We start from the raw sequence: 13,021 nt of genomic DNA, 5'->3' as shown, positions 1-13,021 counted from the left end.
CCAGGGTCAGCGGGGGTTGGCGGCGAGCGTGGCGCCGGCAAGGCCGCCATTGCCGCCCAGCGCCAGCTTGTCCTTGCCGGCAGGGGCCAGCGCGGCCAGGGTCTGCGGGCTGCCGGCGGGCAGGGCGGTGAAGTGGCGCCCGCCGTCGGCGGACATCACCATCGTGCCACCCTGCCCGGCCAGCACGATGCGCCCATCGGGCAGCTCGACGCCGCCGAAGAACGAGGTCTTGAGGCCAGTGTCCGCGGCCTGCCAGGTGGCGCCGAAGTCCTCGCTGCGCAAGGCGTTGCCGCGCATGCCGAAGGCCAGCCAGGCGCCATCGCGCAGCGGCTGCACGCCGTACAGCGATCCCTCGTAGGGGGACTTCACCACCTCCCAGCGGCTGCCGCCGTCGGGCGAGCGCAGCACCAGGCCGGTTTCGCCGACCAGCATCAGGCGCCCCTGCCCGTCGCCGGCAATGCCGTTGAGGTGGCGGTCCTGCATGGCCTTGTCTGCGGCCGGCTCCCAGTGCCTGCCCTGGTCGCGCGAGACCAGGAAGCGGCCAAAGCTGCCGACCGCGAACCACGGGCCGCCCGCCTGGGCCCAGGCGCCGAGCAGCGGATCGGACGAGCTCGCGTCGAACGCCACCTGCTGCCAGTGCGCACCGCCGTCTTCCGTGCGCAAGATCCAGCCGCTGTGCCCGACCGCCATGCCGTGGCGGCTGTCGGCAAAGGCCACCTGGGTCAGCGCGGCGCCTTGCGGATGATCCACCACGGCCGTGCGCCAGTTGCCGCCCTGGTCGTCGCTGAACAGGATCTGGCCGCGCTCGCCCACTGCCACCAGGCGCTCGCCGGCGCGCGCGATGCCGTTGACCTGCAGGCCGTCCGGGCGCAGCGTCGTGGCCGCGAACGGCGGCAGCGGGCGCGGCGCGAAGGCCCATACCGCGGTGGCCAGCACGGCCAGCGACATGGCGACGCCGATCAGTCGTTTCATGATGTCTCCTCCGGTTGGAGTGATGGCAGGCGGCCTCGTTGCGGGCCGTCCCTGCAGGGGCTGCTTGTAATTACAGAACGTCGAACAGCGCGGCGGCACCCATGCCGCCACCGATGCACATGGTCACCACTGCCTGCTGCACGCCGCGGCGCCGGCCTTCAATCAATGCATGCGCGGTCATGCGCGCACCCGACATGCCGAACGGATGGCCGATCGAGATCGCGCCGCCGTTGACATTCAGGCGCGCATCCGGGATGCCCAGCTTCTGCTGGCAGTACAGCACCTGGCAGGCAAAGGCCTCGTTCAGCTCCCACAGGCCCACGTCGGCCACCGTCATGCCATGGCGCGCGAGCAGCCTGGGTACGGCGAATACCGGGCCGATCCCCATCTCGTCCGGCGCGCAGCCCGCCACCGCCATGCCGCGGTAGCGGCCCAGCGGGCGCAGGCCGCGCCGGCGGGCCTCGTCGGCACTCATCATCAGCACCGCGGCGGCGCCGTCCGACAACTGCGAGGCATTGCCGGCAGTGATGTGCTCGCCGGCGGCCACCGCCTGGCCGCCGCTCCAGACCGGCTTCAGCGCCTCCAGGCTGCTGGCCGTGGTATCGGGCCGGTTGCACTCGTCGTGCGCAAGCCGAACGGTCTCGTGGCCGGTCAGCGTGCCGGCCTTGTCGAACAGCGCGCGGCGCGTTTCCAGCGGCACGATCTCGTCATCGAAGGCACCGCGCCGCTGCGCCTCGGCGGTGCGCTGCTGGCTGCGCCAGGCGTAGGCGTCCTGCTCGGCGCGGCTGATGCCATAGCGGCGCGCCACCACCTCGGCGGTCTCGATCATTGCCATATAGGCTGCCGGCTGCCGCGCCAGCACCGCTTCGGACTGGGCGCGGTAGCTGTTCTTGTGCCTGGTCTGCGTCAGCGAGATAGATTCCGCGCCGCCGGCGATGATGATGTCGGCCTCGCCGCACTGGATCGCGCGGGCGCCCGCAGCGATCGTCATCAGGCCCGAGCCGCACATACGGTCCATGGTCATGCCGGGCACGCTGTCCGGCAGGCCGGCCGCCACAGCGCACAGGCGGCCCAGGTTGTAGCCCTGGGTGCCCTGCTGCGCGGCCGCGCCGATCAGCACATCTTCCACCTCGGACGGATCCACGCCGGCGCGCTCCACCACCGCGCGCACCACGTGGCCGCCCAGCACCGGGGCCTCGGTGTCGTTGAAGGCACCGCGGAAGGCCTTGCCGATCGGTGTGCGCGCGACGGCGACAATGACTGCTTCTTTCATTCTGGATTCCTGTTCAGAAGTAATAGCGGCTGATGGTCTCGGCCACGCAGGCCGGCTTGTCTCCGCCTTCGATTTCCACGGTCATGCGCACCACCGACTGCACGCCGCCCTGCAAGGTCTCGGCCCGCACCAGTTCCCCCACCCCGCGCACGCGCGCGCCCACGCGCACCGGCGCCGGGAAGCGCACCTTGTCGCAGCCGTAGTTGACGCCCCACTTCATGCCTTCGACCGTGACCAGCTCCGGCAGGAACTGGTTGACCAGCGCCAGCGTCAGGTAGCCGTGCGCGATGCAGGCGCCGTATGGGCCCTGCGCGGCGCGCTCCGGGTCCACGTGCAGCCACTGGTGGTCGCCAGTGGCATTGGCGAACTGGTTGACCTGTTCCTGGGTGATCTGGGTCCAGGCGCTCTCGCCGAGGCGCTGGCCGACGGCGGCGTGGATGTCTTCGGCAGAACGGAAGATTCTTGGCATGTCTGGTTCCTGCGTTGTTCCCGGTCCCAACTGTTTCCCTTCAAGCCCGCTGGCTGCTCACCGGCAGCACCTCGCCCGTCATGTACGAGGCATAGTCGCTGGCCAGGAATACCATCACATTGGCCACCTCCCACACCTCGGCCGCGCGCCCGAACGCTTCGCGCTCGCTGAGCTGGCGCAGCAGGTCGGCCGGCGCCGACTTCTTCAGGAAGTCATGCAGCGCGATGCTGGGCGCCACCGCATTGATGCGCACGCCAAATTCGGCGGCTTCCATCGCGCTGCAGCGCGTCAGCGCCATCACCCCGGCCTTGGCCGCGGCGTAGTGCGACTGCTCCTTCTGCGCACGCCAGCCCAGCACCGAGGCGTTGTTGACGATGGCGCCGCGCCGGCGCGCCTGCATGTGCGGCAACATCGCTCGCGTCATGCGGAAGGTGCCCGTGAGGGAAATATCGATCACGCGCGACCACTCGGCATCGTCCATATCAACTAGGCGGCGCGAGCCGCCCAGGCCGGCGTTGTTGATCAGCACGTCGGTTCCGCCCAAGGCTTCTTCGGCGGCGGCCACAAGTGCGCGCACCTGCGCTTCATCCGATACATCGCAAAGCTGGCCATGGATCGCCTGCAGGCCGGTTTCCGCGCGCAGGCGCCCGACCGCTTCGGCCAGGCGCTTCTCATGGACGTCGGAGATCATCAGCGCGCGGCAGCCCTCCTCGGCGCAGCGGCGCGCGGCGGCAAAGCCGATGCCGGCGCCCGCCGCGGCGGTGATGAGCACACTCTTGCCGGCGAGCAACTGATGGCCAGGCACATAGGCCGGGCCGCTGGGGATTTCGGTGTTCAGGGTCATGACTGTCCTCGTGCTTCGCGCGGCATGCCGAGGCCGCGTTCGGCGATGATGTTGAGCTGGATTTCGTTGGTGCCGGCGTAGATGGTGTCGGCGCGCGAGAACAGCGCCATCTGCTGCAGCCGCGTGCGGCGCGTGTCGCCGGCGTCCAGCACATTGGCCAGCGGACCCAGCACGTCCAGCGCCAGCTGGCCCAGGTCTCGGTGCCAGTTGGACCAGTAGTACTTGTAGATCAGCGCGTCGCGCTGCAGCGCGGTGCCGCCGTCCTGGCCCGCCTGCGCCGCGCCCGCCAGCATGCGCAGCGCATTGGCGCGCATCACGCGCAGGCCGGCCCAGGCGCGCGCGATGCGCTGGCGCACCAGCGCGTCGCGGCTGCTGCCGTTGTCGCGCGCGGCCTGCGCCACCCATTCCAGTTCGTGCGTGAACTGCATCTGCTGGCCCAGCGTGGAGATGCCGCGCTCGAAGCCCAGCAGCGCCATGGCGATGCGCCAGCCATCGCCGGGCGCGCCCAGCACATCGGCGGCGGCGGCACGTGCGCCGTCGAAGAACACCTCGTTGAATTCGGCGCCGCCGCCCATCTGGCGAATCGGCCGGATCTCGATGCCGGGCTGGTCCAGCGGCAGCATCAGGAAGACCAGGCCCTTGCTGCCGCGCGAGCCGGGCTCGCAGCGCGCCAGCACGAAGATCCAGTCCGAATCGTGCGCGAGCGAGGTCCACACCTTCTGGCCGCTCACCAGCCAGTCGCCGGTGGCCGCATCGCGCTCCGCCCGCGTGCGCACATTGGCCAGGTCCGAGCCCGCGCCAGGCTCCGAATACCCCTGGCACCAGAACGTGGTGCCGTTCAGGATGCCGGGCAGCAAGCGCGCCTTCTGGTCGTCGGTGCCGAAGGCGACCAGGGTCGGGCCGATCAGCCCCTCGCCGATATGGCCCATGCGGCCCGGCCCCCCTGCCCGCGCGTATTCCTCATGGAAGATCACCTGCTGCATGACCGGCAGCTCGCGCCCGCCATGCGCGCGCGGCCAGCCCAGGCCGGTCCAGCCGCCTTCGGCCAGCCGGCGCTCCCACGCCTTGCGCAGTTCGGGATAGGCCTCTTCGTCGCCGGGGCCGCCGCGGTGCTTCAGGCAGGCGAACTCGCCGGCCAGGTTGGCGGCCATCCACTGCGCGACTTCGGCGCGGAATGCCGCCTCTTGATTCGCTGTCATGCTGTCCTCCACGCGTTCGGGCCATTTGCTGCGAGATACGCCAGCGCCGCGCCGGCACCGCCCAGCCAGTGGCTGGCGGCCTGCGCGCGCTTGAAATAGAGCTGGGGGTCGTATTCCCAGGTGAAGCCGACACCGCCATGCAACTGGATGGCCTCCTGCGCGCAGAAGCGCAGGGCATCGTCGGCTGCCACGGATGCGGCGGCGATGTCGAGGCGGATGCCGGTACCATCGGCCACCTCGCCCGTTTCCCACGCCTGCGCCGCGCCATACACCGCCGAGCGCGCCGCCTCGACCAGCACCATCATCTGCGCGCAGCGGTGCTTGACCGCCTGGAACGAGGCGATGGCGCGCCCGAACTGGATCCGTTCCGAGGCATAAGCTACGGTCAGGTCCAGGCATTGCTGGGCCGCGCCAAGCTGCTCCGCCGCCAGCATCAGCTTGCCGTGCCACCAGGCCTGGGCCAGGCCAAACGCCGCCGCGTCCGCGCGCGCCAGGCAGGCGCTGGCGGGCACGGGCAGCCCGTCCAGCCGCAGCGCGGCCTGCGGCCGCGTGCGGTCCAGCGTATCGAGCGGCGCCAGCATGATTCGCGCATCCTGTGCCAGTGCTGCTGGCTCCAGCAGGAACAGCGCAGGCACGCCGTCTTCGAGCCGGGCCGGCACCAGCAGCCAGTCGGCGCCGGCGGCATCGGCCACCTGGGCGGCGCAGCCGCGCAGCACGAAGCCATCCGCGCCCGCCTGCGCGCCAATGGCGACGCCGTCGTACTGCCAGCCGCCATCGTCCGGCAACACCGCGGCGGCACGCAGCTCGCCACACGCCAGCCGTTCCAGCCAATGCGCGCTGCCGCGCGGGCCCAGGCTGGCCTGAAGCCAGGGCGCGGCCACGCACACGGCGGACCAGAACGGCACGCAGGCCAGGCGCTGGCCCAGTTGTTCCTGCAGCAGCACCAGCCCGGGCGCCCCCAGGCCGGCGCCGCCCACGGCTTCGGGCAGTGCGATGCCGCACCAGCCGAGTTCGCCCGCGACCGCGTGCCACAGCGCTTCGTCGTGCGCGGCGCCCGCCTCGGTCACGCGCCGCACCGCCGCCGAATCGCTGTGCGCGGCGAGGTAGTCGCGCGCGCTGTCGCGTACCATCTGCTGTTCGAGGCTAAGGGAGAAGTCCATGGCCGTCGCGCTCAGCTGCCGTAGACCGGCTGGGGCGGCTGCGCCTGCGCCAGCAGTTCCGCCACGGCTGCGCCCAGTTCGGCCGGCTGCCAGCGCGATCCCTTGTCGGTCCTGGGTCCGGTGCGCCAGCCGTCGGCCACGGAAACCATGCCGCCGGCCGCCTCGAACATGCGCCCGTTGACCTGCGCGGAGGCGGCGCTGCCCAGCCACACCACCAGCGGCGCGACGTTGGCCGGGTCGTAGTAGTCGAAGCCGTCGGCCGGCGCCCGCATCATGTCGGCGAACACGTCTTCGGTCATGCCGGTGCGCGCCGCCGGCGCCAGCGCATTGGCGGTGATGCCATAGCGGCCCAGCTCGGCGGCCTGCACCAGCGTGAGCGCGGCAATGCCGGCCTTGGCGGCGGCGTAGTTGGACTGCCCGACAGAACCCTGCAGGCCCGCGCCGGAGCTGGTGTTGATAATGCGCGCGTCGACGGCGCGGCCGGCCTTGGCGGCATCGCGCCACCGTTTGGCGAGCAGGTTGGCCAGGCAGAAGTGGCCGCGCAGGTGCACGCGCATGACGTCGTCCCAGTCCGCTTCGGTCAGGCTGACAAACATGCGGTCGCGGCAGATGCCGGCGTTGTTGACCAGCACGTGGACCTCGCCGAAGGCCTCGACCGCGGCATCGACGATGCGCTGCGCGGTGGCCAGCTGCGTGATGTCGTCAGCGCTGGCCAGCGCCGCTTTTGCCTTCGCGCCGGCTGCACGGATCTCCGCGCAGACGGCCTCGGCCGCCTCGCGCCGGATGTCGTTGACGACCACGTTGGCGCCCTCGGCGGCGAAGGCCAGCGCATAGGCACGGCCCAGCCCGCCGCCGGCGCCGGTGATGATGACGGTGCGTGCGTCGCAGATTCCCATGGCGGTCTCCTTACAAGCGTTCGATGATGGTGACGTTGGCCAGGCCACCGCCTTCGCACATGGTCTGCAGGCCGTAGCGCCCGCGGGTGCGTTCCAGCTCATGCAGCAGCGTGGTCATCAGGCGCGCGCCGGTGGCGCCCAGCGGGTGGCCCAGTGCGATGGCGCCGCCGTTGGGGTTGGTGCGCTCGGCCGCGTAGCCGGTTTCGGCCAGCCATGCCATCGCCACCGAGGCGAACGCTTCATTGATCTCGACCACGTCGATATCGGCCAGGCGCAGGCCGCTGCGCTCCAGTGCGCGTCTGGTTGCAGGGATCGGCGCGGTCAGCATCCACAGCGGGTCGTCGCCCAGCACGCTCATATGCGCGATGCGCGCACGCGGCTTGAGCTGGTAGCGCTTGAGCGCGTCTTCCGAGACGATCAGCAGCGCGGCGGCGGCATCGGCGGTCTGGCTGGACACAGCCGCAGTCAGCGAACTGCCGGGCATCAGCGGTTCCAGCGCAGCCATCCTGGCCAGCGTGGTATCGGGGCGCGGGGTCTCGTCATGCTTCACGCCTGCGCACGGCACGATCTCGCGCGCAAAGCGGCCGCCTTCGATGGCCGCGGCGGCGCGCTGATGGCTTGCCAGCGCGTAGGCTTCCATGGCCTCGCGCGACAGCTTCCAGTGATCGGCAATGCGCTGCGCCGCATGGAACTGCGACACCGGCGCATCGCCAAAGCGCGTCTGCCAGCCCTTGCTGCCCGAGAACGGGTCGGCAAAGCCCAGTGCCTGCCCGGCCAGCATGGCCGACGAGATCGGGATCTGGGTCATGGTCTGCACGCCGCCGGCGATCACCACGTCCTGCGTGCCGCTCATCACTGCCTGCGCGGCAAAGTGCACGGCCTGCTGCGACGAGCCGCACTGGCGGTCCACGGTCACGCCCGGCACCGTCAGCGGCAGGCCGGCGGCCAGCCACGCGCTGCGGGCGATATTGCCGGCCAGCGGGCCGATGGTGTCGACGCAGCCGAACACCACGTCGTCATAATCCTCGGCGGGAATGCCGTTGCGGCGCACCAGCTCGGCCAGCACGAAGCCGCCCAGGTCGGCGCCGTGCATGTGCGACAGTCCGCCCTTGCGGCGCCCGGTGGGCGTGCGCAGGGCATCAACGATATAGGCGTCTTTCATGGTCTTGGTTCTCTTTGGATTCAGGCGAAGGTGGCGCCGGCGCCGATCTCATGCACGCCGTCAAGGATGTGCGCGCCCATGCGCGCCTTGTGGAAGGCACGGTCGCCCCAGCTTCCCGCCAGGGCCCAGGCGCGCTTGGTGAAGATCTGCAGGTCCAGCTCCCAGGTGTAGCCCATTGCGCCATGCACCTGGATCGCCTGGCGCGCCGCGCTCCACGCGCAGCGCGCGGCGGCCACGCGGGCGTGCGAGACATGCAGGCCCGCATCGGGCAGGCCGTGCGCCAGCGCGGCGGCGGCGCGCAGCAGCACCGGCCGGGCGAACTCGAGCTGGATCGCCACGTCGGCCAGCAGGTGCTTGACCGCCTGGTAGGCGCCGATGGCCTTGCCGAACTGCTTGCGCTGCGCGCTGTAGTCGATCGCCAGGTCCAGCATGCGCTGGGTCAGGCCCAGCTGCTGCGCGGCCACGCCAAGCGCGCCGCGGTTCAGCGCGCTGCTCCACAGGCCACTACCGGACGGGATCAGTTCGGACTCCGCGGCCGGCGTCCACGCCAGCTCGAACAGGCGGCGCGAAGGATCGAGCCCGGTGCGCGCCGTCAGCACGGCCTGGTCGGGCCGCAGCAGGTGCACGGCACCTTCGTGCGCGCACAGGATCGCGTCGGCGACATGGGCGTCGGCCACCAGCCGCTCTTGCGGATGCGCCACCGCCACGCGGGCATCGCCGGCGGCGATGCGCTCCAGCAGCGTGGCGCAGCGTTCGTGCGCCGAGGCGTTCGGCGCCGCCGCGAGCGCATCGCGCAGCAGCCCGGCCGCGACCAGCGCAGTGTCCAGCAAAGGCTCGGGCAGCGCAAAGTAGCCGCAGGCCTGCGCCAGCGGCGCCCATTCGACCTCGCCCAGCCCCAGTCCGCCCTGCTCCTGCGGCACCATCACCGCGGTCAGGCCCTGGTTGGCAAGCTGGCGCCACAGCGCGTCGGAGCGGCCAGACTCGGTGGCCCACAGCTCGCGCGTCAGTTCGGGCGTCATCTCGGTCATCAGGAAGCGCCGGATCGCCTCGGCAAACTGCTCCTGCTCTTCGGTCAATGCGAAATCCATGGTGTTTTCCCCGGGTGCCGTCATGCGCGCGGCATGCCGAGCAGGCGCTCGGCGACGATATTGCGCTGGATCTCGTTGGTGCCGGCATAGATCGGCCCGGCCTGCGAGAACAGGAAGCCATCCAGCCAGTGGCCGAGCGAACCCGGCGGCTGGCCGTCGGGCGCGACCTCTGCGGACTGCCCCAGGATGGCCAGCGCGGTATCGTGCATATGGATGTCCAGCTCGGACCAGAACACCTTGTTCGTGCTCGACTCCGCGCCGATATGGCCGCCGCGCACCAGGCGGCTCGCGGTGGCGTAGGTGGACAGCGTGTAGGCCTCGGCGTCCATCCAGGCGCGCAGCACCGCCTCGCGCAGCGACGGGTCGCGGTCCGCCGCCTCGCGGTTGGCCTGGTACAGCCTGACCAGCGCGCGCGCGGTTTCCTGGAAGCGCGCCGGCGAGCGCAGCATCAGGCCGCGTTCGAAGCCGGCGGTGGCCATGGCCACCTGCCAGCCGGCGCCTTCTGCGGCCAGGCGGTTTTCCACCGGCACGCGCACGTCGTCGAAGAAGATCTCGGCAAAGCCGGTCTGGCCGTTGAGCTGGCGGATCGGGCGCACGATGATGCCGGGCGTGTCCAGCGGCATCAGGATGAAGGTCAGGCCATGGTGTCGGGTCGAGGCCGGGTCGGTGCGGAACAGGCCGAACAGCCAGTCCGCCCACACCGCCCGCGTCGACCAGATCTTCTGGCCGTTGATCACATAGTCATCGCCCTGCCGGATCGCGCTGCAGCGGATCGCGGCCATGTCCGAGCCTGCGCTCGGCTCGGACCAGCCCTGCGCCCAGACATGCTCGCCCGAGGCCATGCGCGGCAGGAAGCGCGCCTTCTGCGCCTCGGTGCCGAATTCCATCAGCGTGGGCCCGAGCAGGAAGATGCCGTTCTGGTTGACGCGCATCGGCGCGCCGGCACGCCAGTACTCCTCCTCGAAGATCAGCCACTCGATCAGGTCGCAGCCGCGCCCGCCCAGCTCGGCCGGCCACGTGACCATGCTCCAGCGGCCCTGGTTGAGCGTGGCCTCCCACGCGCGGTGCTGGGCGAAGCCCGCTTCGGTATCGAAGCTCGCCAGCGGCGTGCGCGGCACGTGCGCGGCCATCCAGTCGCGCACCTCGGCGCGGAAGGCGCGCTGGGCGTCGGTGTATTCAAGCTGCATCGCGCTCTCCCTGCGCAAAGCGGGCTTCGCGGCCTTCGACAAAGGCGGCGCGCGCCTCGCCGGAATCGGCGCTCATGTAGGCCTGCAGCGTGAAGCCCTGTTCCCAGCGGTATTTGTCCTCCAAGTTGCCGTCTTCCACGCCGTTGAGCGCTTCCTTGGCCAGCTGCAGCATGGCCGGGCTCTTGGCGGCGATCTGGCGGGCCAGCGTCATGGCGGCCTCGCGCAACTCTGCGCGCGGCACCACGCGCTCGACCGCGCCCAGCCGGTACGCCTCGGCGGCATCGATCATCTCGCCGGTGAAGTACATCGCCCTGACCTTCTGCACGCCGAACATGCGCTGCAGGTGGGCGCCGCCGCCCATGGCGCCGCGGTCGATCTCCGGCACGCCAAAGCGCGCACAATCTGCGGCCACGATGATGTCGGCCGCGCCGCAGATGCCGATGCCGCCGCCCAGCACGAAGCCGTGCACGGCCACGATGACCGGCTTGGGATTGCGGTGCACGGCGCGGAAGGTGGCGTAGTTACCGGCGTTGACATCGACGATGCGCTGCGGGTGCGCGGCCAGCTCCTTGATGTCGACGCCGGCGCAGAAGCCGCGGCCTTCGCCGCGCAGCACGATCACGCGCACGGCGGGATCGGTGCCCAGCTGGTCGATCGCGGCGGCCAGCGCATGCCAGCCGGCGCAGTCGAGCGCATTGACTGGCGCATGGTCGATCACCAGTTCGGCGATGCCATCGGCGGTGTCGATGCGGAACGGCCCGGTCTTTTTGTTCGTTTGCATGGTTTCCTCTGTCTGTGGGTCAGGCCGCTGCAGCCAGTCCGGCGCCAGCCAGCGCCGCCAGGCGCGCCTGTGCCTGCGCGGCCATGCCGGCCACGATCTGCTCGCAGGATTCGATGGCCCGGATCGCCGCGGCGGCCTGGCCGCTGGGCAGCACGCCTTCATCGGGGCATCCCTCGACCATCGCGCGCTGGATCAGCACCGGCGCGTTGGCGGCCATCAGGGTCTGGGCGGCGCTGTAGTCCTGCTCGCGCATCGCGCGCCAGGCGGTGGCCAGCATCTGCGCGCTGCGCATGCCGGTACGCGCCTGCCACTTGCGCGCGGCCGCCAGCGCCAGCCAGGTGCGCCGCAGCGGACCGGCCTTCTCCAGCGCCAGCAGCAGGTCGTTGTCGATCATTCGCTGCGGCAGGCCGTCAATGGCCAGCGACACGCGGATGCTGGCCGGGTCGCGCACCTTGACGTAGCGCTCCAGCGTTGGCGCCGGCACCGGCGATTCGGCCGACATCAGGAAGCGCGTGCCCATGGCCACGCCGGCCGCGCCGTAGGCCAGTGCCGCGGCCAGTCCGCGGCCGTCGAAGAAGCCGCCGGCGGCCACCACCGGCACGCTCACGCTGTCCAGCACCTGCGGCAGCAGCAGCGTGGTCGGCGTGCCGCCGGTATGGCCGCCGCCCTCGCCGCCCTGCACGGTGACCACGTCCGCACCCAGTTCCACGGCCTTGGCCGCATGCTTGGCCGCGCCCACGGTCGGCATGCAGACCACGCCGGCCGCCTTGAGCTTGCCGATCATCTTCGCGTCCGGGCCACGCCCGTAGCTGACGGCGCGCAGCCGGTGGCGGATCGCCATCTCGATCACTTCATCCGCGTTGGGCTGGAACATGTGGAAGTTGATGCCGAAGGGCCGGTCGCTGAGCGCCTTCACGCGCAGGATCTCGCGCTCGACCTCGCCGGGCGCAATGGTGGCGCCGGCCAGGAAGCCGAAGGCCCCGGCATTGCCGCTGGCCGCGACCAGCTTCGCATCCGCCACCCAGCCCATCGCCGTCTGCACGATGGGGTAGCGGCAGCCCAGCAGGTCGCACAGCACGGTGTGCAGGCTCGCGGGGCTCATGCCTTGTCCTCGCCGGTGCGTTGCGAAGCGGCCATGGCGCGCGCGTCATAGCCGCCGAGCTTGTCGCCGCTGACCAGCTCGTTGTGCGCATGGGCGAAGTGGTGCCAGGCAAACACCGCATCCATCGCGGTGCGCTTGCCCTGCAGGTCTTCCACATGGTTGACCGCCTGCTTGGTCAGCGTCAGGCCCAGCCGCGGCATCTGCGCGACCTTGGCGGCCATGCCGTAGACGGTGTCTTCCAGCGCGTCGCGCGGCACCACGCGGTTGACCATGCCCATGCGCTCGGCGCGTTCGGCGCCCATGCGCTCGCCCAGGAACAGGAACTCCTTGGCGATGCGCGGATGCAGCTCGTAGGGATGCGCGAAGTACTCGACGCCGGGAATGCCCATGCGCACCACCGGATCGGCAAAGAAGGCATCGTCCGACGCCACGATCAGGTCGCATACCCATGCCAGCATCAACCCGCCGGCGATGCAGGCGCCATGCACCATGGCGATGGTCGGCTTGGGCAGCTCGCGCCAGCGCCGGCACATGCCCAGGTAGACCTCCTGCTCGCGGGCATAGAGAAACTCGCCGCCCGGCTTGTTGACATGGTCATACCAGAGCGAGGCACGCTCGAACGACTCGTTGATGTCGCGCCCCGGCGTGCCGATGTCGTGCCCGGCCGAGAAATGCTTGCCAGCACCGCGCAGCACGATCACCTTGACCGCGTCGTCCGCGGCGGCGCGCCGGTAGGCCTCGTCCAGCGCGTAGGTCATCTTTGAGTTCTGCGCGTTGTGGAACTGCGGCCGGTTCATGGTCACGGTGGCAATGCCGTCCGCGACCTGGTAGAGCACCTCGGCATTGGGGCCAAGGCTGATGGCTTCGGTAGCTGGCGTTGTCATGTCG

At 70.7% G+C, this 13,021-nt stretch carries 13 protein-coding genes; all 13 read right to left on the bottom strand.

Going from position 1 to position 13,021, the window contains the following annotated elements:
• Positions 1–6 precede the first annotated feature (6 nt).
• The 13 genes from I6H87_RS22110 to I6H87_RS22050 all read right to left on the bottom strand — a co-directional run bounded on the left by I6H87_RS22110 (position 7) and on the right by I6H87_RS22050 (position 13,017).
• Complete coding sequence (locus tag I6H87_RS22110) at positions 7–972, bottom strand: WD40/YVTN/BNR-like repeat-containing protein (protein ID WP_011616740.1); 966 nt, start codon at positions 970–972, stop codon at positions 7–9.
• Positions 973–1,042: 70 nt separating this feature from the next.
• Positions 1,043–2,245 (bottom strand): acetyl-CoA C-acyltransferase, encoded by a 1,203-nt coding sequence (locus I6H87_RS22105; protein ID WP_011616739.1) that lies wholly within the window; start codon positions 2,243–2,245, stop codon positions 1,043–1,045.
• 13 nt (positions 2,246–2,258) lie between these two features.
• Complete coding sequence (locus I6H87_RS22100) at positions 2,259–2,714, bottom strand: MaoC family dehydratase (RefSeq protein WP_010813969.1); 456 nt, start codon at positions 2,712–2,714, stop codon at positions 2,259–2,261.
• A gap of 40 nt (positions 2,715–2,754) precedes the next feature.
• Complete coding sequence (locus I6H87_RS22095) at positions 2,755–3,558, bottom strand: SDR family oxidoreductase (protein ID WP_011616738.1); 804 nt, start codon at positions 3,556–3,558, stop codon at positions 2,755–2,757.
• Positions 3,555–4,757: an acyl-CoA dehydrogenase family protein gene (locus I6H87_RS22090; protein WP_010813971.1), complete on the bottom strand. Its 1,203-nt coding sequence runs from the start codon at positions 4,755–4,757 to the stop codon at positions 3,555–3,557. The genes I6H87_RS22095 and I6H87_RS22090 overlap by 4 nt, the downstream gene beginning before the upstream one ends.
• Entirely contained in the window at positions 4,754–5,917 is a 1,164-nt protein-coding gene (locus I6H87_RS22085) for an acyl-CoA dehydrogenase family protein (protein WP_011616737.1), read from the bottom strand. The genes I6H87_RS22090 and I6H87_RS22085 overlap by 4 nt, the downstream gene beginning before the upstream one ends.
• Before the next feature lie 11 nt (positions 5,918–5,928).
• Positions 5,929–6,813, bottom strand: a complete 885-nt coding sequence (locus I6H87_RS22080; protein ID WP_010813973.1) for an SDR family oxidoreductase — start codon at positions 6,811–6,813, stop codon at positions 5,929–5,931.
• 10 nt (positions 6,814–6,823) lie between these two features.
• Entirely contained in the window at positions 6,824–7,975 is a 1,152-nt protein-coding gene (locus I6H87_RS22075; protein ID WP_011616736.1) for an acetyl-CoA C-acetyltransferase, read from the bottom strand.
• Positions 7,976–7,995: 20 nt separating this feature from the next.
• The gene (locus tag I6H87_RS22070) at positions 7,996–9,063 is read right to left on the bottom strand and encodes an acyl-CoA dehydrogenase family protein (protein ID WP_011616735.1); all 1,068 of its coding nucleotides are present in this window, start codon (positions 9,061–9,063) and stop codon (positions 7,996–7,998) included.
• 20 nt (positions 9,064–9,083) lie between these two features.
• The gene (locus I6H87_RS22065; RefSeq protein ID WP_011616734.1) at positions 9,084–10,250 is read right to left on the bottom strand and encodes an acyl-CoA dehydrogenase family protein; all 1,167 of its coding nucleotides are present in this window, start codon (positions 10,248–10,250) and stop codon (positions 9,084–9,086) included.
• Complete coding sequence (locus I6H87_RS22060) at positions 10,240–11,031, bottom strand: enoyl-CoA hydratase family protein (protein WP_010813977.1); 792 nt, start codon at positions 11,029–11,031, stop codon at positions 10,240–10,242. Before I6H87_RS22060 ends, I6H87_RS22065 begins: the two co-directional genes overlap by 11 nt.
• A 19-nt stretch (positions 11,032–11,050) precedes the next feature.
• A complete protein-coding gene (locus I6H87_RS22055; RefSeq protein ID WP_011616733.1) occupies positions 11,051–12,133 on the bottom strand; it encodes an NAD(P)H-dependent flavin oxidoreductase in 1,083 nt (360 codons plus the stop codon).
• Positions 12,130–13,017 (bottom strand): enoyl-CoA hydratase, encoded by an 888-nt coding sequence (locus tag I6H87_RS22050; RefSeq protein WP_010813979.1) that lies wholly within the window; start codon positions 13,015–13,017, stop codon positions 12,130–12,132. Before I6H87_RS22050 ends, I6H87_RS22055 begins: the two co-directional genes overlap by 4 nt.
• Positions 13,018–13,021 lie beyond the last annotated feature (4 nt).

This window comes from Cupriavidus necator, from assembly GCF_016127575.1.
In the GTDB taxonomy this organism is placed as follows: Bacteria; Pseudomonadota; Gammaproteobacteria; order Burkholderiales; family Burkholderiaceae; genus Cupriavidus; species Cupriavidus necator_D.
The sequence above is the reverse complement of the archived record's forward strand: the minus strand, read 5'-3'. Positions and strand labels throughout refer to the sequence as shown.

Bases quoted from the DNA above. Each gene is read 5' to 3' on its own strand.
- I6H87_RS22050 (WP_010813979.1), bottom strand. From the start codon at position 13,017: ATGACAACGCCAGCTACCGAAGCCATCAGCCTTGGCCCCAATGCCGAG.
- I6H87_RS22095 (WP_011616738.1), bottom strand. From the start codon at position 3,558: ATGACCCTGAACACCGAAATCCCCAGCGGCCCGGCCTATGTGCCTGGC.
- I6H87_RS22105 (WP_011616739.1), bottom strand. From the start codon at position 2,245: ATGAAAGAAGCAGTCATTGTCGCCGTCGCGCGCACACCGATCGGCAAG.
- I6H87_RS22090 (WP_010813971.1), bottom strand. From the start codon at position 4,757: ATGACAGCGAATCAAGAGGCGGCATTCCGCGCCGAAGTCGCGCAGTGG.
- I6H87_RS22065 (WP_011616734.1), bottom strand. From the start codon at position 10,250: ATGCAGCTTGAATACACCGACGCCCAGCGCGCCTTCCGCGCCGAGGTG.
- I6H87_RS22085 (WP_011616737.1), bottom strand. From the start codon at position 5,917: ATGGACTTCTCCCTTAGCCTCGAACAGCAGATGGTACGCGACAGCGCG.
- I6H87_RS22070 (WP_011616735.1), bottom strand. From the start codon at position 9,063: ATGGATTTCGCATTGACCGAAGAGCAGGAGCAGTTTGCCGAGGCGATC.
- I6H87_RS22110 (WP_011616740.1), bottom strand. From the start codon at position 972: ATGAAACGACTGATCGGCGTCGCCATGTCGCTGGCCGTGCTGGCCACC.
- I6H87_RS22080 (WP_010813973.1), bottom strand. From the start codon at position 6,813: ATGGGAATCTGCGACGCACGCACCGTCATCATCACCGGCGCCGGCGGC.
- I6H87_RS22055 (WP_011616733.1), bottom strand. From the start codon at position 12,133: ATGAGCCCCGCGAGCCTGCACACCGTGCTGTGCGACCTGCTGGGCTGC.
- I6H87_RS22100 (WP_010813969.1), bottom strand. From the start codon at position 2,714: ATGCCAAGAATCTTCCGTTCTGCCGAAGACATCCACGCCGCCGTCGGC.
- I6H87_RS22060 (WP_010813977.1), bottom strand. From the start codon at position 11,031: ATGCAAACGAACAAAAAGACCGGGCCGTTCCGCATCGACACCGCCGAT.
- I6H87_RS22075 (WP_011616736.1), bottom strand. From the start codon at position 7,975: ATGAAAGACGCCTATATCGTTGATGCCCTGCGCACGCCCACCGGGCGC.